At 66.1% G+C, this 26171-nt stretch carries 29 protein-coding genes, 1 tRNA gene and 1 riboswitch; of the genes, 17 read left to right on the forward strand and 13 right to left on the reverse strand.

From position 1 onward, the window contains the following. The first annotated feature begins 76 nt into the window (after positions 1-76). A complete protein-coding gene (locus M2299_RS08335; RefSeq protein ID WP_280884187.1) occupies positions 77-910 on the forward strand; it encodes an AraC family transcriptional regulator in 834 nt (277 codons plus the stop codon). Between the two features lie 3 nt (positions 911-913). Here M2299_RS08335 and crcB read toward each other — a convergent pair whose 3' ends face one another. Together crcB and M2299_RS08345 are read right to left on the reverse strand one after the other, a co-directional pair. Continuing rightward, positions 914-1306 carry a fluoride efflux transporter CrcB gene (gene crcB / locus M2299_RS08340; RefSeq protein WP_025875171.1) on the reverse strand — a complete coding sequence of 131 codons (393 nt, stop codon included), beginning with the start codon at positions 1304-1306 and terminating at the stop codon, positions 914-916. Positions 1307-1387: 81 nt separating this feature from the next. Next, positions 1388-1451, reverse strand: a riboswitch (Fluoride riboswitch). A 22-nt stretch (positions 1452-1473) separates the two neighbouring features. After that, entirely contained in the window at positions 1474-1914 is a 441-nt protein-coding gene (locus M2299_RS08345; protein ID WP_223485056.1) for a helix-turn-helix domain-containing protein, read from the reverse strand. A gap of 78 nt (positions 1915-1992) precedes the next feature. Between M2299_RS08345 and M2299_RS08350 the strand changes: the two genes are divergently transcribed. Beyond that, a complete protein-coding gene (locus M2299_RS08350; protein ID WP_140226491.1) occupies positions 1993-2202 on the forward strand; it encodes a hypothetical protein in 210 nt (69 codons plus the stop codon). Between the two features lie 351 nt (positions 2203-2553). Beyond that, the gene (locus M2299_RS08355; RefSeq protein WP_025875165.1) at positions 2554-2790 is read left to right on the forward strand and encodes a hypothetical protein; all 237 of its coding nucleotides are present in this window, start codon (positions 2554-2556) and stop codon (positions 2788-2790) included. A gap of 1 nt (position 2791) precedes the next feature. On the opposite strand, the gene M2299_RS08360 is transcribed toward M2299_RS08355, so the two are convergent. Together M2299_RS08360 and M2299_RS08365 are read right to left on the reverse strand one after the other, a co-directional pair. Further along, positions 2792-3841 (reverse strand): 4Fe-4S dicluster domain-containing protein, encoded by a 1050-nt coding sequence (locus tag M2299_RS08360; RefSeq protein WP_280884188.1) that lies wholly within the window; start codon positions 3839-3841, stop codon positions 2792-2794. After that, entirely contained in the window at positions 3838-4122 is a 285-nt protein-coding gene (locus M2299_RS08365; protein ID WP_032976492.1) for a hypothetical protein, read from the reverse strand. Before M2299_RS08365 ends, M2299_RS08360 begins: the two co-directional genes overlap by 4 nt. Positions 4123-4302: 180 nt before the next feature. Here M2299_RS08365 and M2299_RS08370 point away from each other — a divergent pair, with 180 nt between their 5' ends. Beyond that, on the forward strand, positions 4303-4743 hold the full coding sequence (locus tag M2299_RS08370) for a group III truncated hemoglobin (protein ID WP_032976493.1): 441 nt from the start codon (positions 4303-4305) through the stop codon (positions 4741-4743). Between the two features lie 44 nt (positions 4744-4787). After that, positions 4788-6197: an oxygen-independent coproporphyrinogen III oxidase gene (gene hemN / locus M2299_RS08375; RefSeq protein WP_099842240.1), complete on the forward strand. Its 1410-nt coding sequence runs from the start codon at positions 4788-4790 to the stop codon at positions 6195-6197. A 9-nt stretch (positions 6198-6206) separates the two neighbouring features. Here the strand turns inward: hemN and M2299_RS08380 are convergent, their stop codons facing one another. Together M2299_RS08380 and M2299_RS08385 are read right to left on the reverse strand one after the other, a co-directional pair. Then, positions 6207-6686: a hypothetical protein gene (locus M2299_RS08380; protein ID WP_099783529.1), complete on the reverse strand. Its 480-nt coding sequence runs from the start codon at positions 6684-6686 to the stop codon at positions 6207-6209. Between the two features lie 176 nt (positions 6687-6862). After that, positions 6863-6949, reverse strand: a tRNA-Leu gene (locus M2299_RS08385). Between the two features lie 166 nt (positions 6950-7115). On the opposite strand from M2299_RS08385, the gene M2299_RS08390 reads away from it, so the two are divergent. The 5 genes from M2299_RS08390 to M2299_RS08410 all read left to right on the forward strand — a co-directional run bounded on the left by M2299_RS08390 (position 7116) and on the right by M2299_RS08410 (position 12187). Beyond that, complete coding sequence (locus tag M2299_RS08390) at positions 7116-8087, forward strand: TraB/GumN family protein (protein WP_280884189.1); 972 nt, start codon at positions 7116-7118, stop codon at positions 8085-8087. A 58-nt stretch (positions 8088-8145) separates the two neighbouring features. Then, on the forward strand, positions 8146-8598 hold the full coding sequence (locus tag M2299_RS08395) for a BLUF domain-containing protein (RefSeq protein WP_280884190.1): 453 nt from the start codon (positions 8146-8148) through the stop codon (positions 8596-8598). A gap of 111 nt (positions 8599-8709) precedes the next feature. After that, complete coding sequence (locus tag M2299_RS08400) at positions 8710-9996, forward strand: nucleotide sugar dehydrogenase (RefSeq protein ID WP_280884191.1); 1287 nt, start codon at positions 8710-8712, stop codon at positions 9994-9996. A 44-nt stretch (positions 9997-10040) separates the two neighbouring features. Next, positions 10041-11663 carry an FMN-binding glutamate synthase family protein gene (locus M2299_RS08405; protein ID WP_025878880.1) on the forward strand — a complete coding sequence of 541 codons (1623 nt, stop codon included), beginning with the start codon at positions 10041-10043 and terminating at the stop codon, positions 11661-11663. 62 nt (positions 11664-11725) lie between these two features. Beyond that, entirely contained in the window at positions 11726-12187 is a 462-nt protein-coding gene (locus M2299_RS08410; protein WP_025878881.1) for a GNAT family N-acetyltransferase, read from the forward strand. Positions 12188-12212: 25 nt separating this feature from the next. Here M2299_RS08410 and M2299_RS08415 read toward each other — a convergent pair whose 3' ends face one another. Beyond that, positions 12213-13460 (reverse strand): TIGR03862 family flavoprotein, encoded by a 1248-nt coding sequence (locus M2299_RS08415; RefSeq protein ID WP_099842244.1) that lies wholly within the window; start codon positions 13458-13460, stop codon positions 12213-12215. Then, a complete protein-coding gene (locus M2299_RS08420) occupies positions 13447-13881 on the reverse strand; it encodes an FKBP-type peptidyl-prolyl cis-trans isomerase (protein ID WP_280884192.1) in 435 nt (144 codons plus the stop codon). The genes M2299_RS08415 and M2299_RS08420 overlap by 14 nt, the downstream gene beginning before the upstream one ends. 69 nt (positions 13882-13950) lie before the next feature. On the opposite strand from M2299_RS08420, the gene M2299_RS08425 reads away from it, so the two are divergent. The 4 genes from M2299_RS08425 (at position 13951) to M2299_RS08440 (ending at position 17049) form a co-directional block, all read left to right on the forward strand. Then, positions 13951-14316 (forward strand): DUF6164 family protein, encoded by a 366-nt coding sequence (locus M2299_RS08425; RefSeq protein WP_032976499.1) that lies wholly within the window; start codon positions 13951-13953, stop codon positions 14314-14316. A gap of 282 nt (positions 14317-14598) precedes the next feature. Further along, on the forward strand, positions 14599-15366 hold the full coding sequence (locus M2299_RS08430; RefSeq protein ID WP_280884193.1) for a sulfurtransferase: 768 nt from the start codon (positions 14599-14601) through the stop codon (positions 15364-15366). 122 nt (positions 15367-15488) lie between these two features. Beyond that, positions 15489-16484: an LLM class flavin-dependent oxidoreductase gene (locus M2299_RS08435; protein ID WP_099783538.1), complete on the forward strand. Its 996-nt coding sequence runs from the start codon at positions 15489-15491 to the stop codon at positions 16482-16484. Positions 16485-16551: 67 nt separating this feature from the next. Next, positions 16552-17049 (forward strand): pyridoxamine 5'-phosphate oxidase family protein, encoded by a 498-nt coding sequence (locus tag M2299_RS08440; protein WP_025878887.1) that lies wholly within the window; start codon positions 16552-16554, stop codon positions 17047-17049. A 47-nt stretch (positions 17050-17096) separates the two neighbouring features. Here the strand turns inward: M2299_RS08440 and M2299_RS08445 are convergent, their stop codons facing one another. After that, on the reverse strand, positions 17097-17750 hold the full coding sequence (locus tag M2299_RS08445; RefSeq protein WP_025878888.1) for an exopolysaccharide biosynthesis protein: 654 nt from the start codon (positions 17748-17750) through the stop codon (positions 17097-17099). Further along, positions 17734-19038 carry a hemolysin family protein gene (locus M2299_RS08450; RefSeq protein ID WP_032952108.1) on the reverse strand — a complete coding sequence of 435 codons (1305 nt, stop codon included), beginning with the start codon at positions 19036-19038 and terminating at the stop codon, positions 17734-17736. The genes M2299_RS08445 and M2299_RS08450 overlap by 17 nt, the downstream gene beginning before the upstream one ends. Before the next feature lie 292 nt (positions 19039-19330). Here M2299_RS08450 and M2299_RS08455 point away from each other — a divergent pair, with 292 nt between their 5' ends. Together M2299_RS08455 and M2299_RS08460 are read left to right on the forward strand one after the other, a co-directional pair. Beyond that, positions 19331-19957, forward strand: a complete 627-nt coding sequence (locus tag M2299_RS08455; protein ID WP_025878890.1) for a DUF47 family protein — start codon at positions 19331-19333, stop codon at positions 19955-19957. Positions 19958-19970: 13 nt separating this feature from the next. Further along, positions 19971-21092 (forward strand): inorganic phosphate transporter, encoded by a 1122-nt coding sequence (locus tag M2299_RS08460; RefSeq protein WP_025878891.1) that lies wholly within the window; start codon positions 19971-19973, stop codon positions 21090-21092. Between the two features lie 437 nt (positions 21093-21529). On the opposite strand, the gene M2299_RS08465 is transcribed toward M2299_RS08460, so the two are convergent. From M2299_RS08465 to parE, 3 genes are all read right to left on the reverse strand, one after another. Further along, positions 21530-23026, reverse strand: a complete 1497-nt coding sequence (locus M2299_RS08465; RefSeq protein WP_280884194.1) for a S10 family peptidase — start codon at positions 23024-23026, stop codon at positions 21530-21532. A gap of 98 nt (positions 23027-23124) precedes the next feature. Then, positions 23125-23703 carry a GNAT family protein gene (locus M2299_RS08470; protein WP_100436074.1) on the reverse strand — a complete coding sequence of 193 codons (579 nt, stop codon included), beginning with the start codon at positions 23701-23703 and terminating at the stop codon, positions 23125-23127. Between the two features lie 162 nt (positions 23704-23865). Further along, positions 23866-25755: a DNA topoisomerase IV subunit B gene (gene parE, locus M2299_RS08475; RefSeq protein WP_099842248.1), complete on the reverse strand. Its 1890-nt coding sequence runs from the start codon at positions 25753-25755 to the stop codon at positions 23866-23868. A gap of 160 nt (positions 25756-25915) precedes the next feature. Between parE and M2299_RS08480 the strand changes: the two genes are divergently transcribed. Beyond that, positions 25916-26149 (forward strand): hypothetical protein, encoded by a 234-nt coding sequence (locus M2299_RS08480; RefSeq protein ID WP_025878895.1) that lies wholly within the window; start codon positions 25916-25918, stop codon positions 26147-26149. The last annotated feature ends 22 nt before the right edge of the window (positions 26150-26171 follow it).

The following is a 26171-nucleotide window of genomic DNA, read 5'->3' on the forward strand; positions in this document are numbered from 1 at the left end:
AGCCCCTGACGCAATGCAATCGAATTCGATACGATCTGCTGTATCTGCTCCCTTCCATTTGATCTTGGGTCCCGCCATGGTCGATCGCCTCGCCATCCTGCTCGAACGCTTCGCGGTCACCGCCTCGGTGTTCCAGGCCGGCGCGCTGTGTGGCATCAACAGTCTCGATGGAGAGGGCGAGGCCGGCCAGCTGCACCTGGTGCGGCGCGGTCCGTTGCAGGTCAGTCATGGCACGCAGACGGTGCAAGTCGACGTTCCCAGCCTGCTGCTGTATCCGCGCCCGCTGCCGCATCGTTTCCACACCGATCCCCAGCACGGCGCCGACATGGCCTGCGCCAACCTTCATTTCGAGGGCGGCAGGCTCAACCCCATCAGTGCCGCGCTGCCCGATTTCATCTGCCTGCCGTTGGCCGAACTGTATGGCGGCCATGCCGCCCTGGAGCTGTTGTTCGAGGAGGCATTCGAGCAGCGCTGCGGTCGCACGGTGATGGTCAACCGCCTGTTCGAGGTGGTGATGATCCAGGTGCTGCGGCAGTTGATGGAGGGGGGCGAGATGCGCGGCGGCCTGTTCGCCGGGCTTGGCCATCCACGGCTGCGGTTGGCGCTGGTGGCCATGCACGAGGCACCCGCCCAGGCCTGGACGCTGGAAGATCTGGCCGACGTTGCAGGCATGTCGCGCAGCGTGTTCGCTGCCAGTTTCCGCGAGGCCATGGGAACCACGCCCGGGCAGTATCTGCAGGGCTGGCGGGTAGGCCTGGCGCAGCAGGCGTTGCGGCAGGGGCGACCGTTGAAACGGATCGCCGACGAGGTTGGCTATGGCAGCGAGGCCGCGTTGTCGCGGGCGTTCAAGGCGCACACCGGGCAATCGCCACGGCAGTGGCGCGGACAGGCGCGCGCTGCTGCCGGCTGACTGTTACCCCAGCGCGAGCCGGGTCAGCTTCATGCCGGCGAACAGCCCGGCCAGGCCCAGGGCTACCGAGCCGCCGGCGTACAGTGCGGCCAAGCCATGCTGGCCCCGCTGCAGCAGCAGGCCGGTTTCCAGCGAGAAGGTGGAGAACGTGGTGTAGCCACCAAGAATGCCGGTGGCCAGCAGCAGGCGCAGTTGCGGCGACGCGCCATTGCGCAGCGCAAACGCCTCCACCACCACGCCCATCAGCACGGCGCCGCTGATGTTGACCAGGAACGTCGACCAGGGCCAGGTGCTGCCGGCGGCCACGCGGGCGCCGATCAGATTGCAGGCATGGCGCAGGCAGGCGCCGACACCGCCGCCCAGGAATACCAGCACATAGTTGTTGAACGTCTGCATTGCTTGCCTCGAGTGCGTGTTCGCAGGTTCGACGGCGGACGCAATGGCGGGCACGGCCTGCCATCGACGAACGCCGGGTTCGTCTCAGCAGGAGCCATCAGCCATCTCAGGCGGTTATCGGGGGAGCCCCATCCCCATCGACGGCCATGCTACCAGCCCGCGATGGGTCAGGGCAGGGCAGTCATCACCACGCGTGCGACCTTGCCGCGGCTGACGCCCTCCATCAGCAGGTCATGGGCCATCAACCCCAGCGTGGCCTCGCGACGGTAGCCCACCTCAAGTCCGCGCTCGTCAAGGATGTGGGCGACCAGCTCATAGGCCGCTTGCCAGACATCCAGATGGGCTTCGCTGGGCATGTGCATGTAGGCCGTGCCGCGCTCGCCGACTCCCCGTCCCAGCGGGCCGAACAGCAGCTCCCGTGGGTCCAGCTTCACCGCATCGGCAATGCGGAACAGCTGTTCGGCTTTCACGTGGTTGGCCTTGACGTGGTCGTTGAGCCAGTTGCTGACCGTTGCCGTCGTCGTTTCGGCGGCACGCGCCAGGTCGGCCGGGCGTGCATGCCCGGCGTCCTTCATGGCGACCGCGAGTCGTTGTCCAAGAGTATTCATCTATGCAAGCCAGCTTAACGCGTGGAAGCGAAAGAGGCCTTGGCGCAAGAATAAGTTTGATGATGAAAGGGATCGAAAATGGACGAATTCTGGAGCAAGCGGCAGGTCCGCACGCGGCTGGGCTTTTCCACCGACGCAGAGCTCGCCAGGTTGTTTGGAATCAGCAGATCCGCTGTCTCGCAATGGCCCAGAGGCTTTCCCATCCCGCCGCTGAGGCGCTACATCCTGCAGCAGCGATACCCTGCGTTGTTCCCGATGGATGATGACTCGCACGACGAAACCGAATGAGATGCGTCGAGGGTTGTCGCAGACAGGCCGCCAAGATCGATTTGCTAAGTATGCTTAGCAACATAGACAGAATCGATCGACGTATCCCCAGCGATGGTCCGATCTGTGATGGCTACCCGGGTTCGCCGGCTGACTTTGTCGACATCGGCACGGACGTTTCGGATCCCGGTCGCTACGGCCTTTCATGAACGATTAATAATTTCAATCGCGAAAGTCGCGGCCTGTAATTGACGTGTCGTGAAATCTATGACTAATTGGCATCAACCGGCTGTGAAGGCCGGGAGTCTTTCAGTAGCTCGCAAGTGAATCGGTCGACCGTCAACGATGCAGAACAAGTCCAACGGAGGTCGTATGGAATACGGCATGCATGGCTTGGCTGAACGGGTACGCCGCGAACTGGAAGCCAGTTATCACAAACACGGATGCGGCCCGGCGTTCTGGGATACCTACCAGCAGGTGCTTGATCGTCTGGTTCCGCAGGGGACCGGGCGAACCGATGTCACCAATGAAATGGCGCTGATCATCGAACAACTGGGCATCGTCCGCCGCGCCCAGCTGGTACCGCCGCGCCCGGGCGACCCGGGCTGATTCAGAGCAGGCGCCAAGCGCCGCACACCAGCAGCGCCAGCAGCAACGAAGCCAGGGCCGTGGTGCGGGGGCGCCACCACCGGCGCGGCTGGCCTGCCATCACCTGCGGGCTGCAGTAGCGCACCAGGCTTGGGCCGAAACCGGCCTGATGCTGCTGCTGCGTGCACGCTTCCAGGCAGGCACCGCAGGCCAGGCAGTCGGCCTGTGGGCCATGGCGGATGTCCAGCTGCATCGGGCACGCGCGCACGCAGGCCATGCAATCGAGGCAGTCGCCCAGCCGATCCGCGCTGAAGGTGGGCATCGGTCCGGCCAGCAGCGGATGCGCGGCACGGAAGACATAGTCCTGCGCGGTGGTGGGGTCGAGCAGGCCGCGACCGCGGCCGAGCACGCCGCCCAATGCCGGCGGGCGGGCGCCGCGCGGCTCGCCGCGGCGCGGGTCATACAACATGCGCGGGGTGTGCGGGTCGGTCAGCAACGGCTGCATGCGCGCGAACGGACAAAGTGATCGGCACACCTGCTCGCGCAGGAACCCGGCATTGCCCCACGTGGCGCCGGCATAGAACAGCACCCAGAAGGTCTCCCAGCCACTCCATGCGCCATCGAACGCGCCGGTGACCAGTTCGCGGATCGGGCTGAACAGCCCGACGAACGTGATACCGGTCCACAGCGACAGCAGCAACCAGGCCAGCTGGGTGGCCGGCCGCGCCAGCTTCGCCGGCATCACGCGGGCCAATGCCTGCGCGATTCCGTCGAACGCTCGTGTCCACAGCGTCTGCGGGCAGGCATGTCCACACCACACGCGACCAGCCAAGTGGGTGAGCAGGGCCAGACCCACCGCCATCACCGCCAGCAGCCCCAGCAACACACCGATGTCATCCGGCCACAGGGTCCAGGCGAACAGGTCGAAGCGGCGCGCGTTGAGGTCCAGCAGCAGGGCCTGGCGTCCATCCCACTGCAGCCACGGTAGCGCATGGAACAGGACCAGCAACGCGATGCCCAGGGTGCGGCGCCAACGCCATACGCGCAGGGGCGAGGATGCGGTGATGCTCATCCCAGTGGCAGCTCCTCATCCTCTTCGTTCGGCATCGGCCGCAGCAGGTAGCCGGTCACCGCGCTGGAAAGTGCGGTGACCGCCCAGAACATGAAGAAACCTGCGGTGTAGCCCAGCTCACGGCTGATGGCCGTACCCGGGAAGCTGATCGCCTGCAGCCGCAGTGGATCGACGAAGGCGAAGAACACCACGCAGGCCAGGCCGGCGGCGATGAAGCTGGGCCACAGGACTGCACCCCAATGCTGGATACGCCGCTGGCGGCTGGAAGTCGGTGTGTTCATGCGGGTTCGGGTTGAAGAAGAGGGCGGCGCGTATACTTCGCCGTGGTTGGCGCAGCATCCGCAGGGCATGCTTCCTGCAAGCGTGCCAGCCTAGGTGCGCCGCAGTGCGCTGACATTGATCTGGATCAACAGCGGTGGTGGCGGCATGCGGCACACTGCCGATCCGCACTTGGTGCCCTGATGAACGCAACGCCCACGACTGCCCTTCCCATTGCTTCGCCAGAGTTGTGCAGCGAGGAGGAAGTGACCCGGTTGGTCCACGATTTCTATGCGCGCGTGCGTGAAGAGGAGCGTCTGGGGCCGGTATTCGAAGGGCATGTGCGCGACTGGCCGGAACACCTGGCCCAGCTCGTCGATTTCTGGTCGGCGATGCTGCGCGGGACCCGCAGGTTCAAGGGCTCGCCGATGTCCAAGCACATGGCCATCGATCTGGAAAAGGATCTGTTCGACCGCTGGCTGGTGCTGTTCCACATCACCACGGCCGAATGCAACAACCCGCCCATGCAGGCGCTGGCCGACGATGTGGCCGCCCGCATCGCCGACACCTTCTGGCGCCGCTACCAGATGCTGCGCTGGCCGCAGGTCATGCTGCCGGTGCTGGGCGTGCCCACCAAGGATTGATCTGGGTCAAGGCGCACCGGCAGGCTTAGGGCGATGCTGGCGCCATGGACACGTTCTCTCCCGCTGCCGGTGGCCTGGCCTGGACCTTCGATCCCGATCTGCTGCGACGGCATGACCGTCCCGGCCCGCGCTACACCTCCTATCCCACCGCGCCGCACTTCCATGACGGCTTCGATGCACCCGCGCTGCGCCAGGCGATCGCCGACAGCAACCCGTTGGCGCGCGCGTTGTCGTTGTACGTCCACGTGCCATTCTGCTCCAGCCCCTGCTTCTACTGTGGCTGCAACCGGGTGATCACCCGCGACCGCGGGCGTGGCCACAGTTACGTGTCACGCGTGCTGGCCGAGGCGGACCTGCTGGCACCGCAGTTCGCCGATGGTCGTGAAGTGATCCAGCTGCACCTCGGCGGTGGTACGCCGAATTTCCTCGATGCCGATGCGATGACCGCACTGGTCGAGGGCCTGCGCCGCCGCTTCGATTTCAGCGGTTCGTCGCAGCGTGATTTTTCCATCGAACTGGACCCGCGTTTCATCGACACCAGCGATGTGGCGATGCTGGCCCGGCTGGGCTTCAACCGCGCCAGCCTGGGCGTGCAGGATTTCGACCCGCAGGTGCAGGAATCGATCAACCGGGTGCAGGGCGTACGGCAGACGCTGGATATCCTGCGTGCGTGCCGCGACAGCGGCATGCGTTCGATCAACGTCGATCTGATCTACGGCCTGCCAGGGCAGAGTCTGCAGGGCTTCGGCCGCACCCTGGAACTGGTGCTGGCGCTGCGTCCGGATCGACTGGCGGTGTATGGCTATGCGCATCTGCCTCACCTGTTCCGCGCGCAGCGACAGATCGACGAAAGCCGGATGCCTTCGCCGGAAGACAAGCTGGCGCTGCTGGGCCTGGCGGTGGAGCGCCTGTCCGCAGCCGGCTACCAGTACATCGGCATGGACCACTTCGCATTGCCGGAAGAAGATCTGTCGCGTGCCCAGCGCGCCGGCCAGCTGCATCGCAACTTCATGGGCTACACCACCCACGCAGACACCGATCTGCTCGGCCTTGGCGTAAGTGCGATCAGTCACATCGGTGCCACCTACAGCCAGAATCCGCGTGACCTGCCGTCGTGGGAGAGCGCGGTGGACCAGGGACAGTTGCCGGTCTGGCGCGGCGTCGCACTCAGTGCCGACGACCAGCTGCGCGCCGAGCTGATCCAGCAGTTGATGTGCCAGGGTGAGGTGGATGGAATGTCACTGGCCCAGCGCCACGGCATTGATTTCGAGACCTACTTCGCCGAAGACCTGCAGGCCGTGCAGCGCCTGCAGCAGGATGGCCTGGCCGAGTACCGCGATGGCGTGGTGCGTGCCAGCGAGCCCGGGCGGCCGTTGCTGCGCCTGCTGGCGATGTGCTTCGATCCCTATCTGCGCGCTGCGCAGGAGCAGCCGCGTTACTCGCGGGCGATCTGAGCGCGGGCCTCAGCGCTTGCCGACGCCGCGTTCGGGATGGCGCGCGGCCATGCCACCACTGGAGGTGGTGCTCCAGTTGCCGCTCAGATCGCGCACGCTGGTGGAGTAGGAGCCGTCGCTGTACTCGGTGCGCCACCTGCCGCTCAGGTCACGCTTGCTGATCGAGTAGCTGCCGTCACTGTACTGGGTGCGGATGTTGCCGCTCAGGTCAGTGCTGCTGTTGGAGTAGCTGCCATCGCTGTGGGTGGTGCGCTTGCGGCCACTCAGATCGGTGGTGGTGGTCGAACGGCTGCCGTTGCTGTGCTCGGCGGTCACCCGGCCGGACAGGTCGCGCTTGATGCGGCTGGACGATCCGTCACTGTTGCGGATATCCAGGCTTCCGTCGAGGTTGCGATGACTGTCCGAACGACTCTGCGCCGATGCCGGTGCGGTGGCCTGGGCGAGCATCGCGACCAGCGCCAGCGATGACGCGATCCCTATCCACTTCATGGCTGATCTCCTTGTGCGCGGTTCGGCGGCCGGGGCGGGGCGTTCGATTCTGCCATGCCGGCTTGGAGCCGTCTTGATCGCAGCAACGTCAGCCGAATGGCCGCATCCCTTTCAACGGGCTGCTGTTGAACCAGCGGTGCGTTGGCCCATTGCGGGGGCGTCGATGCTTGATTGGGTGGTGCCCGGAGCCGGAATCGAACCGGCATGGGGTTGCCCCCGGCGGATTTTAAGTCCGATGCGTCTACCAGTTTCGCCATCCGGGCCTGCAGCGCGCGCCGATTGTAACGGAATCGCCGGCACTGCCGCCGGCTAACACGGCTTTTACGCAACCGGGCGCGGCGCTGGGTACAGTCCGCCAACGTTCCCGGGAATGGCGATATGCGTGCATGTGGCAGGCGATGGATCGGATGCAGTGCCGTGCTGGGGCTGATGCTGGCGATAGGCCCGGTCGCCGCGCAGCAGGTGCCTGCGCCCACCGGGGCGGTGGTGGACATGGCGACGGTGCAGGTGACCGGCGAACAACCCGGCCCCGGCCTCTGGAAGGTCACCGCTCCACAGGGGAATGTGCTGTGGATCCTGGGCACGGTCTCGCCGTTGCCGAGCGGTGTGCAATGGCGCTCCGACGAAGTCGAGCGGACCATTGCCAGCGTCGACCATGTGCTGGGCGATCCGGGTTTCGCCCTCGATGCGAAGATCGGCGTGTTCAAGGGTCTGACCCTGCTGCCACTGGCATTGAAGACCGCGCGCGATCCGCAGGGGCGCACGCTTGACCAGATCCTGCCGCCGGCAACGCACGCGCGCTGGCTCGGCCTGAAACAGACCTACCTGGGCAATGACCGTGGCGTGGAAAAGGACCGTCCGCTGGTGGCCTCCGGCCGCTTGTACCAGGCTTTCCTCAAGCGCAACGGCCTGCGCGATGGCAAGCAGGTCAAGGAAGCACTCGGGCGCGCGTACAAGGCGCACGATCTGAAGCCGGAAGACGTGCAGGTCAAGCTGAAGGTCGACGACATCCGTGGCACGTTGAAGGAGTTGCAGGCCACCGAAGTCGATGACCGCGCGTGTTTCGAACGCACGCTCGACACGGTGGAATTCCAGGCGCCGGTGCTGCGCGAGCGCGCCAACGCCTGGGCGCTGGGGGATGTCGCGGCACTGCGCCGGCTGTCGGGTTCGGCGATGGCCCAGACCTGCCGCGAACTGCTGCAGGATTCGGCCTTCGTGCGCCGGCGCGGCTGGAGCGATATGCCGCAGCAGGTACGCACGCGCTGGCTGCAGGGCGTGGATGCGGCGCTGAGCCGTCATCCAGGCACCTTCGCGACGGTGCCGGTCAGCCTGCTGCTGGGCGAAGGCTATCTGGATGCGCTGATGCAACGCGGCTATCAGGTCGAGTCGCCGCCGGAATAACCAACGCTTGAAGTCCTCGTGCTTCCTGTCATATTCCTCTGCACTCAGGAGGGGAGTGATGGACATGCCGTTGCATGCGTACGCCTATGTCAGCACGGCCAGGGAGGGACTGGAGGTGCCCGAGCTCGATGCATTGCTGGCCGATGCGACCGCGTTCAACCGCATGGCCGGGGTGACCGGGGCGCTGATGTTCGATGGCAGCCGTTTCCTGCAGTACATCGAAGGCCCACGGGATGGGCTGGCTTCGGTGCATGCGCGGATCGGCAACGCGCGTCGCCACGGCAGCATCATCCAGCTTGCCGCAGGCCCGATCCCGAGCCGCTGGTTCCCGCGCTGGACGATGGCCAACCGGCACGTGGATGCGGCGACGCTGGGCAGCATCGTGGCGGCCCCGTGGCATGGTTTCAGCCTGGGGCAGGAGCCTCCGGAGCATGGCTTCTGCCTGTTGTTGCGGGCCTGGACGGGGCGGCACGGCGAACTCGAGCCGGCTGCCGTCAGCCTCGGATCCTGATCCGGGCGTGGTCTGGCGCCGCTGCCGCGGTTAACCTTGTCGGCACGTTTGCCTGCTCCCGGATCCTCGCATGACCCAGTGGACACCATCGCCGCCTGTTGGACGCCGCGCATGAGTGCGCCGATCGGCGCAGCACAGAGCCCGTCCCCGGCCATCATCGGCCTGGGATATGTCGGGCTGCCGTTGGCAGTGGCGTTCGGCCGCCAGCTGCCTACCCTGGGGTACGACATCGATGCTGCGCGCATCGCCGAACTGGCCGGTGGGCAGGACCATACGCTGGAAATGGAGCCGGACGAACTGGCCAGCGCGTCGCTGCTGCGTTACAGCAGCGATCCGGCGCAGCTCGACGCCTGCAACGTCTACATTGTCACCGTGCCCACGCCGATCGATGCCTACGAGCAGCCTGATCTGGAGCCTTTGCGCTCGGCGACGCGACTGATCGCCAGCCATCTGCGCGCCGGTGATCTGGTGATCTACGAATCCACCGTCTACCCGGGTACCACCGAAGAAGTCTGCGTGCCGCTGCTGGAACAGGGCTCGGGGCTGCGCTTCAACGAGGATTTCTACTGCGGCTACAGTCCCGAGCGGGTCAGCCCGGGTGACCGCCAGCGGCGCTTGGCCGACATCCGCAAGATCACCTCCGGTTCAACGCCGGACGTGGCTGCGGTGGTCGATGGCCTGTACCAGCGGATCATCACCGCCGGTACGTTCCCGGTGCCGTCGATGCGGGTCGCCGAAGCGGCCAAGGTGGTGGAGAACATCCAGCGCGACGTCAACATCGCGCTGGTCAACGAGTTGGCCCTGATCTTCGATCGCCTCGGCATCGACACCCAGGATGTGCTCGACGCCGCAGGCAGCAAATGGAACTTCCTGCCGTTCCGGCCGGGGCTGGTGGGAGGCCACTGCATCGGCGTGGACCCGTACTACCTGCTGCACAAGTCCGAAAGCATGGGCTACCACCCCGACCTCATCCACACCGCCCGGCAGGTCAACAACCGGGTGGGCGAACATGTGGCCAAACGCGTGCTGGCGATGCTCGCCGAGCGTGGCCGCATGCCAGCGCACTCGCGCATCCTGGTGCTGGGCGTGACCTTCAAGGAGGACTGCCCGGACCTGCGCAACAGCCGCGCGCTGGAACTGGCCCAGCGGCTGGCCGGCAGCGGCGCGCAGGTGGACGTCAGCGATCCGTGGGTGGGGCCAGCTGCCATGGCGGACGAGGGCGTGAACTGGCTGGCCGATCCGGTGCCCGGCAGCTACGACGCGGTGGTGCTGGCGGTGGCGCATGAGAGCTTCAAGGCGATGGACGATGCCCATATCCGCAGCCTGTTGGCGCCCGGTGGGCTGGTCTATGACGTGAAGTCCGCCTGGCCGCGCAGCGTGGTCGACGATCGCCTGTAGGTGCTTGCGCGGTAGACTCGGGGCAGTTGCAACCGAGGAACGCCATGCACCGGTATATCGTCTACCTGCTCGCCATCCTGATGTTTCCGATCTGCCTGTGGCTGGCCACGATCTGGCCGGCCTGGTACTGGGGCGTCGGCATTACAGCTGCGATGGTGGCGCTGGGGACCTGGGACCTGCTGCAGAAGCGCAGCACCCTGCGCCGCAACTATCCGGTGATGGCGCACTTCCGTTATGGCCTGGAATCGATCGGCCCGGAGATCCGCCAATACTTCGTGCAGAGCGATCTGGAGGATGTGCCGTTCTCGCGGCAGCAGCGTGCGCTGATCTACCAGCGCGCCAAGAACCAGATGGACACGGTGCCCTTCGGTACCCTGCGCAGCACATATGCGGTGGACTACGAATGGATCAACCATTCGCTGGCGCCGACCACCATCGCCAAGCATGATTTCCGCGTGCTGATCGGTCCGAACTGTGCCAAGCCCTATTCGGCCAGCGTGTTCAACATCTCGGCGATGAGTTTCGGTTCGCTGTCGGCCAATGCGATCCGCGCATTGAACGAAGGCGCACGCCTGGGGGGGTTCTACCACGATACCGGCGAAGGCTCGATTTCGCCGTATCACCGTGAGATGGGCGGTGACCTGGTCTGGGAGATCGGCTCGGGCTACTTCGGGTGCCGTGACGAGAAGGGCGGCTTCAGCGAGGAACGCTTCGTTGCCAATGCCAACCACGATCAGGTGAAGATGATCGAGATCAAGCTGTCCCAGGGTGCCAAGCCTGGCCATGGCGGGGTGCTGCCGGCGCCGAAGGTGACCGCCGAGATCTCGGTGACGCGTGGCGTGCCGATGGGCGTGGACTGCGTGTCGCCATCGCGCCATTCGGCCTTCTCCACCCCGGTTGAACTGCTGCAGTTCGTCGCCCGCCTGCGTGAACTGTCCGGTGGCAAGCCGGTTGGTTTCAAGCTGGCCATCGGCCACCCGTGGGAATGGTTCGGCATTGCCAAGGCGATGCACGAGACCGGTCTGCTGCCTGATTTCATCGTCGTCGATGGCGCCGAAGGCGGTACCGGCGCGGCACCGGCCGAATTCGTCGATCACGTGGGGGTGCCGATGCACGAAGCGTTGCTGCTGGTGCACAACACCCTGGTCGGCCTGGACCTGCGCGAGCACATCCGTATCGGCGCTGCCGGCAAGATCACCAGCGCGTTCGATATCGCCCGCACCATTGCGATGGGCGCCGACTGGTGCAATGCCGGGCGCGGTTTCATGTTCGCGCTGGGCTGCATCCAGTCGCTCAGCTGCCATACCGACAAGTGCCCGACCGGCATCGCGACCCAGGATCCGGCACGCTGGAAGCATCTGGATGCACCGGACAAGGCCACGCGCGTGTACAGCTTCCACGAGCACACCCTGCACGCGCTGAAGGAGTTGCTGTGCGCGGCGGGCTTGAACGATCCGGCCGAGCTCGGCCCGGAACACATTCTGCGTCGGGTGTCGCCGGTCGAGATCCGTTCGCTGGCCTCGCTGTATCGCTACCTGGAACCGGGCGAGCTGCTGCACAAGGTGCCCGACCACGCGGTGTTCCATTCGTTCTGGGCGGACGCACGCAGCGATTCGTTCCAGCCGCCACCGAAGATCCAAGCGCTGCGGGCCAGCAAGTCGCGATGACCCGCGTTGCAGGACCCAGCCCATGCTCGATTGCACGAAAACCATCCATGCAAGGAGGCTGCATGCAGTTCAGGACGGGTACCGACGATGATGTGGGCACGCTGTGGGCCCTGCGAACGCGCTGCGTGCGTGAGCTGTGCAGCAGCCACTATCCGCCGGAGGTGATTGCACCCTGGTCGGCATCGCCGCCGCCGGTGCAGTATTCGCGGCTGCTGGGGCAGGGCGGCTGCGTCGTAGCCGAGGATGACCGGGGCAATGTGCTGGGGTTCGGTGTGTTCGATACCGAGGGCAACGAGATCGATGCGCTGTTCGTTGATCCGGATCGGGGCGGGCAGGGTATCGGCCAGGCGCTGATGCAGCGGTTGCTGGCCCTGGCCGACCCGACGCGGGAGGTGGTGCTGTCGGCCTCGCTCAACGCCGTGCCGTTCTACCAGCGGCAGGGCTTCGTCGCCGAGCGCGAGGAACTGTATCCGCATCCCAGTGGCGTGGCATTGGCGTCGGTGAAGATGCGCCGGCCGGGGTGAAATTTCCGGCGCTATCGCGCGTTGATCAACGCGTGGCCAACCACGCGGTCACGCCCTCTGCCGCACGCAGCCCGCTGGCATAGCACGCCGTCAACAGGTAGCCGCCGGTCGGTGCTTCCCAGTCCAGCATCTCTCCGGCGCAGAACACGCCGGGCAAGGCACGCAGCATCAGGCCCTCGTCCAGCGCGTCCAGGCGCACGCCGCCGGCGGTGCTGATCACCTCGGCCATCGGCCGCGGGCGCAGCAGGCGCAGTGGCAGGCGCTTCAACGTGGCGATCACCGCGGCCAGATCGTTGCCGGCATCCTTGCCCAGTGTTTCGAACACCAGTGCGGTCTTCACTGCGTCCAGTCCAGCCTGGCGACGCAGGTGCTCGCCGAAGCTTCGCCCCTTGCGCGGCTGCGAAAGGTCGGCCAGCAGCCGTGCCTCGTCGCGGCCCGGAACCAGGTCCAGCCACAGCGTGGCGTGGCCGTCGCGGTTGAGGGTTTCGCGCAGATCGGCCGACAGGGCGTAGATCAGGCTGCCTTCGATCCCGTACTCGCTGGCCACGCACTCCCCTTGCAGGGTGTGCGGCTCACCGTCGAGGCCATGCCAATGTGCGACGACCGGCTTCAGTGGTGCGCCCGCATGGCGCTGCGCGAAGAACGGTGTCCACGCAATATCGAATCCACAGTTGGCCGATTGCAGCGGCGCGATGTCCACGGCGCGGGCCTGCAACGTCGGAACCCATGCACCGTCACTGCCCAGCTGTGGCCAGCTTCCGCCGCCCAGTGCCAGTACGGTCGCATCGGCGCGCACCTCCAGTTCGCCGTTGTCGGTGGCAAAACGCAGTGCGCCGTCGTCGCTCCAGCCCAGCCAGCGATGGTTGACGTGCAAGCGCACGCCCTGTTCCTTCAGCCGGCGGACCCAGCCGCGCAGCAACGGTGCCGCCTTGCGGTCGACCGGGAACACCCGGCCGGAACTGCCGACGTAGGTCTCCACGCCGAAGCCAGCGGCCCAGTCGCGCAACGCCTGCGCGTCGAAACCATCCAGCCAGCGGCCGACGCGGGTTGCCTGCTCGCGGTAGCGGCTGTCGAACAGTGGACGTGGGTCGGAATGGGTGAGGTTGAGCCCACCCTTGCCGGCGATCAGGAATTTGCGGCCCGGCGAGCCCTTGGCCTCGTACAGATCGACATCCAGGCCTGCCGCGCGCAGCCGCTCGGCGGCAAACAACCCGGCCGGGCCGCCGCCGATGATGGCGATGCGGCGCGACGGGCGGACGTCACTGTTGGACATTGAGCAGCTCGACGTCGAACACCAGCGACGAACCTGCCGGAATCGGGCCGACCTGGCGGTCGCCATAGCCGAATTCCGGCGGAATCATCAGCGTGCGCTTGCCGCCGACCTTCATGCCGGCGACGCCTTCATCCCAACCGCGGATGACCTGGCCTGCGCCCAGTGTGAAGGTGAACGGCTCGCCGCGCTCGACCGAACTGTCGAAGGTCTTGCCGTGCTTGTTGTCGGCGCGCTCGTCGTAGATCCAGCCGGTGTAATGCACGCTGACCTTCTTGCCCGGCACGGCCTCGGCACCACTGCCCAGCTGGGTGTCGATGCGCTCGAACGTGGCAATGGTGCCTCCCGGCGGCGGGCCGGACGGCTCCGACGAGCAACCAACGGCGGCGAGGGACAGCAGCAGGGGAAGCAGCAGGCGGCGCATCAGGCGTCTCCAGGGGCGATGAGTCGAGGGCGGCAAGGTTAGCGCATCGGCGCCGGGTATCATGGTGGCATGGCAAAACTCCTGCTCAATCTGCGCAATGTCGGCAACGACGAATATGCCGATGTCTGCACGCTGCTGGACCAGCACGGCATCGCCTGGTACCGCACCGAACCCAGTCCGTGGGGCATCTCCAATGGTGGCCTGTGGCTGCGCGAGGATGCCGACCAGCCGCGTGCCAAGGCGCTGATGGCCGACTACCAGGCGGCCCGTGGCGTGCGGGTCCGTGCCGAGCGCGAACAGGCCCTGCGCGACGGCACTGCCGAGACCTTTGGCAGCCTGTTGCGCCGCCGCCCTGTGTTCGTGGTGCTGGTGCTGCTGGGCATGGCGGTGGCGGCGGCACTGGTGCTGCTGCCGTTCATGCTGCTGCGGGGGTAGGGGGCCGGCCGGGTTGCACCCGGCACCCGCAGAGGCAATAGCAACAGCAACAGCAACAGCGGGCGTTCCGTGGTGGGCGGGGCGGTGTGGGCAGGCGGGGGACGGCAAAAGCTGCTCTTGCGTGCCTCGTAGAGCGCCATCCATGGCGCTCTGCGCCCCCGCCTGCCCACACCGCCCCGCCTCTGACAGTTTCCCGTGATCTGCTGGGTCGACCCCTCTGCTGCGCAACGGGCTCCGCCCCGTGAATCTGTCGACGGGGCCGGGAGGCGCTAAAATGGCGGGATGATCGCCAATACCGCTGCCTATCATTTCGCCGTCATCGACGCCCCCCAGGCCCTGTGCGACCAGCTGCAGGCGCGTGCCGAGGCGTCCGGCCTGCAGGGGACGATCCTGGTGGCGGGCGAGGGGCTGAACCTGTTCCTGGCGGGTGCGCCGTCCGCGATCGATGGCTTCTACGCGGAACTGCGTGCTGATGCGCGCTTCGCCGATATGCGGGTCAAGACCAGCTTCAGCGAGCACCAGCCGTTCGCGCGGCTGAAGGCCAAGGTCAAGGACGAGATCATCAGCTTCCGTCGTGACGATGGCCAACCGCTGGACTACCCGCGCGCGCCGGCCATCGATCCTGCCACCGTGCAGCGTTGGCTGCGGCAGGGGCATGATGATGCTGGCAAGCGCGTGGTGATGCTCGATACGCGCAACCTGCAGGAGATCGAGTACGGCACCTTCAAGGATGCGCTGGTACTGCCCATCCACAAGTTCACCGATCTGCCCCAGGCGCTGGCGCCCCATCGTGAAGCGCTGAAGGACAGCACCGTGGTCAGTTTCTGCACCGGTGGCATCCGCTGCGAGAAGGCGGCGCTGTGGATGCTCAACGACGGCATGGACAACGTGCTGCAGCTCGATGGGGGCATCCTCGGCTACTTCGAGGAAGTCGGCGGTGAGGGCTACGAAGGTCGTTGTTTCGTGTTCGACGAACGGGTGGCGCTGGATGCCGAACTGAAGCCGTTGGTGGACGAGCCGTTGCCCGGGCCACGCCCCAGCGCGTTCTGACGCTTCCACATTGGCCTGCGGGCCTGAACCGGCCAGGCAGGAATCAGCGTCCCGCCACCGGCACTGGCCGTGAGGGCAGGGCGACCCCATCAAACGGGGATCTTGTGACGGAAAACCGCCTGATGATCCCGTTGTCGATTCTCGACCTGGCCCCGGTCTGCGAGGGCAGCGATACCACTGCCGCCTTTGCCAACATGCTTGAGCTCGCCCAGCATGCCGATGCGCTGGGCTACCGCCGCTACTGGCTGGCCGAACACCACAACATGCCTGGCATCGCCAGTGCCGCCACGGCGGTGCTGATCGGCCATGTGGCCGGTGGCACCCAACGCATCCGCGTCGGCGCCGGCGGCATCATGCTGCCCAATCACGCGCCGCTGCAGGTGGCAGAGCAGTTCGGCACCCTGGCCTCGCTGTACCCGGATCGCATCGACCTCGGCCTGGGCCGCGCGCCGGGTACCGACCAGCCGACCGCCCGCGCCCTGCGCCGCTATTTCGACAGTGCCGACCAGTTCCCGCAGGACGTACGCGAGCTGCTGCACTACTTCGAACCGGTGCAGCCTGGGCAGGCGGTGCAGGCCGTACCGGGTGGCGGCCTGCGGGTGCCGACCTGGATCCTCGGTTCCAGCCTGTTCGGGGCACGCATGGCCGCCTCGATGGGCCTGCCGTATGCATTTGCCTCGCACTTCGCCCCCGATTCCATGGATGAAGCGCTTGCGGTGTATCGCCGCGAATTCCGCCCTTCGGCCACGCTCAAGCAGCCGCACGCGATGCTGGCGTTGAACGTGGTGGCCAGTGACAGCGAGGCCGAATCGCGGCGGTTGTTCACCAGCCAGCAGCAGAGCTTCGTCAACCTGCGTCGCGGCCGTCCGGGCAAGATTCCGGCGCCGATCGATGACATCGAAGCGTTCTGGGAACCCCACGAGAAGCTGGGCGTGGAGCGGGCACTGGCGTGCACCGTGCTGGGTGATCCGCAGCAGGTCGCCGATGGCATTGCGGCGTTCGTCGAGCGCCATCAGCCCGACGAACTGATGCTTACCGCCAACCTGTACGACCACCGCGCGCGCCTTCGCTCGTTCGAACTGGCAATGCAAGCCTGGCATGCCCGCCACGCGGGCTGAACAATTGCGTCACGGCAATTTGCGGTGCGGACGCGTCTGATGGGGACTCCCACTTCCGGAGTCCCCCATGGACGAATCGCGTACCGAGCACATTGCCCAGCTGGCTGAACTGATCAAGGACGTGGAGGTGGCGATGTTCACCACCCGTGGTGTCGATGGGCGCCTCTACAGCCGTCCGCTCGGCACCCAGCAGGTCGCCTTCGATGGCGACCTGTGGTTCGCCACTGCGGCCGACAGCCCGAAGGTGGCCGAGATCGCGCTCGACCCGCGGGTCAACGTGGCCTATGCCTCGCCATCGAAGAATACGTATGTGTCGGTAGCCGGCGTGGCACGGATCATCGATGACCGCGCGAAGGTCGAAGAGCTGTGGTCGCCGGCGATGAAGCTGTTCTTCCCCGGCGGCCCGGATGACCCGAGCCTGCGCTTGATCCACGTGCGTGCAGAGACCGCCGAGTACTGGGACGGACCGGGCACGCTGCTCGGCTCGGCGTTGAGTTTCGTGTTGTCGGCGGTGCAGGATGAGCCGGCACGGTTGGGCGACAACGGATTCATCGATCTGCGTTGATTGCAGTAACCCGCCGGGCCATGCCCGGCGAGCGCAGCGGCAGGCGCTCAGAACCAGCGCTGGAACAGGTCGACGGTGTAGCCCACCAACTGCCCGGAACTGAAGCCGAAGAAAGCGATCGCCACCAGCGCAGCCACCCAGTTGAACAACATCAGCGCGCCGTCGCGTTCAAGCAGGGCCAGCGCGAACAGCAGCAACTGGAAGCCGAACAGATAGTTGGTGAACGGAATCGGCAGCGACAGCAGCAGGCCCAGCAGCACCAGCAGCAGGCCGCTGAAGGCGTGGGCGGGGGCCGGGGTCAGCAGTTGCGGCATGCGCGGCTTGAGCATGCGGTCGAGGCGGCGCAGGGCACCATCGATGCGATCCAGGAACCGGTGCATGGTGCCGCGCTTCGGCCCGCGACGGGCAATGAAGCCGGGCAGCCAGGGCCGGCGCATGCAGAACAGCATCTGCAGGCCGATCAGGATCACCAAAGGACCGCTGACTGCGCCGCCCAACCCCGGGATGGGGATGAAGGCCGGCAGGATGGCGACGAACAGGAATACACCAAAGGCACTCTGCTGCAGATCCTGCAGGATCTGTCCCAGCTTCATGTGCTGGGCCGGGTCACCGAAGGCGAACATCGCCAGCAGGGTCCGGATGCCCTCGTTGCGGTACTCCGGCGATGCAGCGCCGGGGCCGGCGTCAGGCGGTGAGCTCATCGGCCTGCTCATCGGACAGGGTGCGAAGCAGTAGTTTGTCCACGCGCGCACCGTCCAGATCGACCACCTCGAAGCGCCAGCCGGCCCAGTCGAAGTACTCGCCCGCGTGCGGGATGCGGCCGAAGAAGTGGATGCACATGCCGGCCAGGGTGTAGTAATCGCCATCCTCGGCGTCGGGCAGGTCGTTGCTGCCGATCAGCTCGCGCAGGTCCTCGATCGGCAGTGAGCCGTCCACCAGCAGCGAGCCGTCCTCACGGGTCACCACCAGCGCGTCCTCGTCGGCATTTTCCGTTGCCTGCAGGCGGCCGACCACCGCGCCCATCAAATCGCTGATGGTTACCAGGCCCTGGATCTCGCCGTACTCGTCCACCACCAGCGCCATCGACTGCTGTTCTTCGCGGAAGATCTCCAGCAGCTTCATCGCATGGGTGGATTCGGAGACGTACAGCGGTTCGCGCAACGTCTGGAACAGCGCGTTGTCGCCGCGTGCCATCCGCGTGGCCAGCGATTTCAGCTCAAGCACGCCGACCACGTCCATGTCGTTGTCGCGGTACACCGGGTACCGCGAGAACTCGTGCTCGGCCATGATCTCCAGGTTCTTGTCCAGGCCACCCAGCGTATCCAGCCAGGCGATCCGGTTGCGCGGGGTCATCAGGCTGTCGGCGGTACGGTCGCCCAGGCGCATCACGCGGTTCATCATGTCGCGCTCGTGGCTGTCGATCACGCCGGCCTCGTGGCTCTCGGCCACCAGCATGCGGATCTCCTCTTCGGTCACCGACGCGACCTCGTCCTTGCCCAGGCCGAACAGGCGCAGCACCAGCTGGGTGGTCTTGGACAGCAGCCAGACGAAGGGGAAGGCCAGCTTGGCCAGCCAGCTCATCGGCAGCGCCACCAGGCCGGCGATGTCCTCCGAGCGGGTCAAGGCCAGGCGCTTGGGCACCAGTTCGCCGAAGATCAGCGTGATGAAGGTGATGAAGGTGACTGCAAGGGCCTTGCCGATGCCGCCGGCGTAGGCGAAGCCCGGCATCAGCCCCTGGATCCAGCCGCCGATGGCTTCACCCAGTGCCTCGCCGCCGAGGAAGCCGGTCAGCACGCCGATCACGGTGATGCCGATCTGGACGGTGGACAGGAAGGCTTCCGGCTTCTCCGACAGCTCCAGGGCCTTGGCCGCGCGCTTGGAGGTGCCGGCCAGCTGCTTCAGCCGGCTCTTGCGCGAGGTCATGACCGACATCTCGGACATGGCAAAGAAGCCGTTCAGCAGAACAAGCGCGAAAACAATCAGGATCATTTCAAACACGGGCATCGTCCCCGGTTGGTGACAGGGAGGGCGGGTGCTTGCGATGGCGGCAGGCGCTCAGGAACGGGGTCCGGCGCGGCGCTGGGGGATAAGGGTCGTCGTCCATAAGGTGCGCCCGAAGGCGCGCTGGCATCTTAGCAAAGGGCCGTGGCTGGGTGGCAAATGCCTGTTCAGTTTTGGGCGTCCCGACCCCCGGAAAGGGGCAGGGATACCCGTGATGGTCATCTAGCCGTCATAATTCGCACTGGTGCCGTCCTTCCCGCGACGGCTGACAGGTTTCTCAATGTTCTCTCTGCAGACCATTTTCGGTTCCGGCAAACAGTTCTACACCCTGCTCGATGAGGCTGCCGTCGCGGCTTCCGATGCCGCCAAGGCACTGCATTCGATGCTGCGCGACGCCGATCGCCAGCCCGCCCTGGATGCCTTCAAGCTGGCCCGTCTGCGCGAACGCGCGGCCTCGGACAAGATCAGCCAGGCGCTGGTGGACAGCTTCATGACCCCGATCGAGCGCGAAGACATCGAAGCGCTGGGCTCGGCCCTGTACAAGATTCCCAAGCAGATCGAGAAGTTCGCCGATCGCTATTCGCTGGCCACCACCCACCTGGAACACATCGACTTCGCGCCGCGCGCGGCGATGCTGGAGCAGGCCGCTGGCGTAGTGGTGGAGATGGTCGCCGACCTGCGCCACATGAACCTGGACCGGATGACCGCGCTCAACGAGCGCCTGCGCTCGCTGGAAAACGAGGCCGACCGTCTGATGCTCGAGCTGTACCGCGACATCTACTCCGGGCGCCTGGACAACCTGCAGATGTTCCTGCTCAAGGAATTCTTCGAGATCTTGGAAAAGGCCATCGACCGCTGCCGCGAGGCCGGTGTGGTGGCGTACCAGATCGTGTTGAAGAACAGCTGACGGGCCGGTACCGATGCTCACCCTAGTCCTGGTGGTGATCCTGGCCGCGCTCGTCTTCGAGTTCATCAACGGCTTCCACGATACCGCCAACTCCATCGCTACCGTGGTGGCAACCAAAGTACTGTCGCCCGGTTGGGCGGTGATGCTTGCCGCCTTCATGAACCTCATCGGTGCCCTGACCGGCACCGCGGTTGCACTGACCATCGCGTCGGGCCTGCTCAACACCAACGTGGTCGACGTGACCCCGCAGGTGATCCTGTGCGCGCTGCTCGGCGGCATCATCTGGAACCTGATCACCTGGTGGAAGGGCCTGCCGTCCTCGTCCTCGCACGCGTTGATCGGTGGCCTGTGCGGCGCCGGCCTGGCTGCGGCCCACAACAACTGGGACGCGCTGATCTGGTCCGAACGGCTTGGCAGCTGGGCGCAGAACAAGGGCCTGCTGTGGAAGGTGTTCGTGCCGATGATCACCTCGCCGATCGCCGGCTTCCTGCTCGGCATCGCAGTGATGGTGCTGTTGTGGGCGCTGATCGCAGGCCTGGCCAAGATCGGCGGCGCGATCGGCCGGCTGGCACGTCCGCGCATCGTCAATGCGTTCTTTGGCAAGGCACAGATCGCTTCGGCGGCCTACATGGGCTTTGCCCACGGCCACAACGATGCGCAGAAGACCATGGGCATCATCGCGATGACCCTGATCGGTGCCGAGGCGACCGGCGCGTTGAACGACCTGCCGTCGTGGCTGGCCTTCATGCATCCGGACGCGCACGCCGGCGACGGCATTGCCATGTGGATCGTGCTGACCTGTGCGGTGGTGATGGCCGCCGGTACCGCCTCGGGTGGCTGGAAGATCATCAAGACCCTGGGCCACAAGATGGTCAAGCTGCACCCGATCCACGGCTTCGCCGCAGAAACCAGCTCGGCCACCGTGCTGACCCTGGCGGCGCACTTCGGCATGCCGGTATCGACCACCCACAGCATCTCCACCGCGATCATGGGCGTAGGCTTCGCCAAGAACCCGCGTTCGCTGCGCCTGGGCGTGATCGAACGCATCGTCTGGGCCTGGATCCTGACCATCCCGGCGGCAGGCGGCTGCGCCTACCTGATCCTGAAGCTGTTCGAGCTGCTCGGCTGGACCTGAGTTCCACGCCAACGCTGGAAACAAAAAGCCCGCCGGATTCCGGCGGGCTTTTTCATTTCATGAAGCATCCGGTTTCCGTTATCCACGCATGGCGTGGATCTACAGTGTCGACCAAGGTCGACACCTACCAACAGCAGCAGGAAGTCGACACCCACCAACAGCAGCCGGAACCCGTCGAAGGCGGGGTGGGTCCGGTTGCGGGGGTGTCCGCGGCATGGATGCCGCGGCCAAGCCCCCAAGGGTGAGGGCGCTTTGCTTGCGAGGTACTGCTTCGCAAGCGCCCGAACGCACAGCCGCCAGCGGCTGGGCCGGTCTGGGGGTTTACGGCGTCCCCCGCAACCGGGCCCACCCCGCCAACCCACGGAAAGCCCGCTTTTGACGTTGCCGTTGCCGTTGCTGTCCGCGGGTGCCGGGCCGCAGGCCCGGCCGACAACCCCTCAATTGCGCTGGAACAACGCCTGCACATCCCTGCGGAACGCCGCCTGGCTGTCAGCCCGGCTGTAGAACATGTGCCCGCCCGGATAGCTGCGCACCTGCACGCGGTCCGGGTTGCTGCCCATCGCCGGCATCTGGTCCACGGTCAGGATCGAGCCCATGAACGGGCAGGACAGGTCATTCCAGCCATGCACGATCAGCACCTGCAGGTGCGGGTCGATCGCAACGGCCTGGCGCAGCTGGGTCACCGCGCCCTCGCGCAGATCGCCATTGCGATCCCACAGACGGTTCACGTCGTAGTTCAGCGCCTGGTAGCGCGCATCCACCTTCCAGCCGACCTCGCGGGTGACGAAGTCGACCATCGCGGTGGTGGTCGGGGCGATGATGCTGTCCAGCAGCGGATCGTTGGCGCGCTGCTCCGGATCGTTCGGGAACGGATCGAACGCAGTGACGTTGGAGTCGTAGCGGCTGCCCAGCGTGCCCTTGTCGCGGAACACCTCACGCAGGTAGGCCTGGGTTTCCAGGCGACCGCCGGCGCGGCGTACGAACTGCGGGTCCAGGCCGGTCAACTCGGCCACCCGGCGCAGCATCGCCTCGGTCGCCTGCGGATCGCTGCGGCCCTTCATCAGCGCGGTGGCGTAGTCACCGCGGGTGTACTCGACCACCTCGCGCATCGCCGCGTCGGTCAGCTTGCCCTGGCGTTCGAGGTGCGCGGCAGCGATCGACGGCAGGGTCTGCATCCACGCCATCGGCGAGACATCGGCGTTGTCTTCCAGGGTCGGGCTCAGGTAAGGCGACACCAGCACCAGGCCGTTCATCGCCACGCCCAGGCGCGTCTGCAGGAAGTGGGTGATGCGCGGGCCGCGATAGCCGCCATAGCTCTCGCCGGTCAGGTACTTGCGCGAGGCCATGCGCTGGTTGCGCAGCAGCCAGTCGTAGATCGTGCGCGAGAGGTACTCGACATCGGCACTGGGCGTATACAGCTGTTTCTTCGCCTCCTCATCGCCGATGCGGGCACGGCTGAAGCCGGTTCCGACCGGATCGATGAACACCAGGTCGGTGAAGTCCAGCCAGGTGCCGGGATTGTCGTGCAGCTTCGCCGGCGCCGATGCGCTGTCGCCTTCCGAACCGAAGGTCACCACCTTCGGGCCGATGGCGCCCAGGTTGAGGTACACAGAAGACGCGCCGGGGCCGCCATTGAGAGCGAAGGTCACCGGCCGGTCCTTGCCCGGCATCGTGTAGGCGGTAAACACCACATCGGCGATCACCTTGCCCTTCGCATCGCGTACCGGCAGGGTGCCGACGGTGGCGGTGTAGTCGAGGGTGCGGCCCGCCAAACGCATGCTCTGGCGAGCCGACGCATCGGCCGGCAGGGGCGCGGCTGCGGTCTTTTCTTCTTTCGTTTCGGAGGCGCCGTCAGCAGCAGGCGCGGCCAGCACGCAGGCAGGGGCGATCAGCAGGCCGACGCAGAGCGCGGCAGAGTGCAGCAGGAACTTCATGGCACCGGAACGGCAGCGGAAGGGACCCCGATGCTAGGGCGGGGTGCCGCGCACCGGATGTGTCCAAAGGCATGGGCCGGCGTTGTGGCCTGATCCGGTCAAGCGAAGGTCGCTGAGCGCACCGCGTCGTCGGCCAGCAGCCCATACACGGCCGAGTCGGCCAGTTCACCCTGGATACGCCAGCGCTGCCGCAGCAGGCCTTCGCGGTGGAAGCCCAGGCGTTCGAGCACGTGTGCCGAGGCGTGGTTGCGTGGATCGATCTCCGCTTCCACCCGGTGCAGTTGCAGGGTGTTGAACAGATAGGCCAGCACCTGCTGCAGCGCTTCATGCATGTAGCCGTGGCCCTGCCTGCCAGGTGCCAGCAGATAGCCGATTTCCGCGCGCGCCGCGTCCCGATCCAGGGCAAACACCACGCAGATGCCCAGCAGGGGGCCGTCCACCGATTCGCGCAGGGCCAGCTTCAACTGCGTGCCGGTGGCCTGTGCAGCCAGGTCGTCGTCGATCTGCGCGCGTGCTTCGGCCGGACGCGTCCACGCCGGGTGGTTCCACCAGTGCATCACGTCCGGGTCGGACTGCAGGGCGAACAGGGCCGCGGCGTCATCGCGGCGAATGGGGCTCAGCACCAGGCGCGCGCTGTGCAGCGGCAGCCCGGGGAACAGCAGTGAGTTGGCGGGCAATGGGGTCGTCCACGCGGATGAACGCGCATTATGGACCCGCAGGGTTTGCCGATGGCGGCCGATCCAACGGCCCGGTAATGCCGGCCGCTGGCCGGCACCAGGTATCCCGCTGGTTCACGAAAAGCAGCCGGCCAGCGGCCGGCACTACCACCGGTCCGGGAATCAGACTTCCAGCGAAGCCAGATCGCCCTTGCTCTCCAGCCAGCCCTTGCGGTCAGACGCGCGCTTCTTGGCCAGCAGCATGTCCATCAGTGAATGGGTCTGCTCGCCATCGTCGATGGTCAACTGCACCAGGCGACGGGTGTCCGGATGGATGGTCGATTCACGCAGCTGCGGCGGATTCATCTCGCCCAGGCCCTTGAAGCGGGTCACGTTGATGGCGCCCTTGATCTTCTCGCGTTCGATCTTGTCCAGCATCGAGCGCTTTTCTTCCTCATCCAGGGCGTAGAACACCTGCTTGCCCACGTCGATGCGGAACAGCGGCGGCATCGCCACGAACACGTGGCCGGCATCAACCAGCGCCGGGAAGTGCTTCAGGAACAGTGCGGTCAGCAGCGTTGCGATATGCAGGCCGTCGGAGTCGGCGTCGGCCAGGATGATCACCTTGCCGTAGCGCAGGCCGCTGATGTCTTCCTTGCCCGGGTCACAGCCGATGGCCACCGCCAGGTTGTGCACTTCCTCCGAGGCCAGCACGCTGTTGGAGGACACTTCCCAGGTGTTGAGGATCTTGCCGCGCAGCGGCAGGATCGCCTGGAAATCCTTGTCGCGGGCCTGCTTGGCGCTGCCGCCTGCCGAGTCGCCCTCGACCAGGAACAGTTCGGTGCGCGACAGGTCCTGGCTGATGCAGTCGGCCAGCTTGCCGGGCAGGGCAGGGCCCTGGGTGACCTTCTTGCGGACGACCAGCTTCTCGGTCTTCAGGCGCGCACTGGCGCGCTCGATGGCGATCTGCGCGATCTTCTCGCCCAGCTCCACATTCTGGTTCAGCAGCAGGCTGAACGCATCGTGCGCGGCACCTTCAACGAAACCGGCGGCCTGGCGCGAGGACAGGCGTTCCTTGGTCTGGCCGCTGAACTGCGGGTCGGTCATCTTCAGCGACAGCACGAACGACACGCGGTCCCACACGTCTTCCGGGGCCAGCTTGACGCCGCGCGGCAGCAGGTTGCGGAAGTCGCAGAACTCGCGCAGCGCTTCGGTCAGGCCGGTGCGCAGGCCGTTGGCGTGGGTGCCATGCTGTGCGGTGGGAATCAGGTTGACGTAGCTTTCCTGCACCAGCTCGCCTTCCGGCAGCCAGGCCACGGCCCAGTCCACGATCTCGGTGTCTTTCTTCAGGTTGCCCACGAACAGATCAGCCGGCAGCGACTCGCGATCGCCCAGCTCCAGCTTCAGGTAATCGCGCAGGCCGTCTTCGTAGTACCAGGTGTCGACCTCGCCGGTGGCTTCGTCGGTCAGCTTGACGGTCAGGCCCGGGCACAGCACGGCCTTGGCGCGCAGCAGGTGCTTGAGCGCACGCACGGCGAACTTGGGCGTATCGAAGTACTTCGGGTCCGGCCAGAAGCGCAGGCGGGTACCGGTGTTCTTCTTGCCGACGGTGCCGACCACTTCCAGCGGCGAGGCGCGGTCGCCGTTGCGGAAGGTGATGCGGTGTTCGGCACCTTCGCGCTTGATGTGGATTTCCACCAGGGTCGACAGCGCATTGACCACGCTGACGCCGACGCCATGCAGGCCGCCGGAGAAGGTGTAGTTGTTGTTGTTGAACTTGCCGCCGGCATGCAGGCGGGTCAGGATCAGCTCGACGCCCGGGATCTTCTCTTCCGGATGGATGTCCACCGGCATGCCGCGGCCGTCATCGCTGACCTCCACGCTGCCGTCCTTGAACAGGGTGATCTCGATCGAGCGGGCATGGCCGGCGAGGGCCTCGTCCACCGAGTTGTCGATCACTTCCTGCGCCAGGTGGTTCGGGCGCGCGGTGTCGGTATACATGCCGGGGCGGCGCTTGACCGGGTCAAGGCCGGACAGGACTTCAATATCGGCGGCGTTATAGCGGGCGTTCATCTGTCTTCGAAAGCGTGGAGCGACGGGCAAGTGTGCGGTCTGGACCGGGAATTTGCACGCCTGCGGTTCAGCCTCGTTGGCGGGGAGGGGGTAAAATGGCAACCGCTGGAACCGAACACCGGCGCCCCCCACATCCGAGCCATACCGCGAGGAGGACTCCATGAAGAAGTTGCTGACCATTGCGATCCTGGCTGCCGCCGCTGTTGCAGTGCCGATGGTGCTGGCGCAGAACGCCGGCCAGCCTGCTCCGCAGCAGGGTGACCAGGCCGACAAGGCGCAGTCCGAAGCCGAGGCCAAGGCCAAGCGCCGCGCGCAGGCCAATGCCGAGATGAAGGCCAAGGGCCAGCCGGTGCCGCAGCAGGAAGAAGAGGAAGAGGCACGCAAGAAGAAGTAATTCTTCTGCCCCTCCGAGGCCC

Source organism: Stenotrophomonas sp. 1278 (genome assembly GCF_029892765.1).
In the GTDB taxonomy this organism is placed as follows: Bacteria; Pseudomonadota; Gammaproteobacteria; order Xanthomonadales; family Xanthomonadaceae; genus Stenotrophomonas; species Stenotrophomonas indicatrix.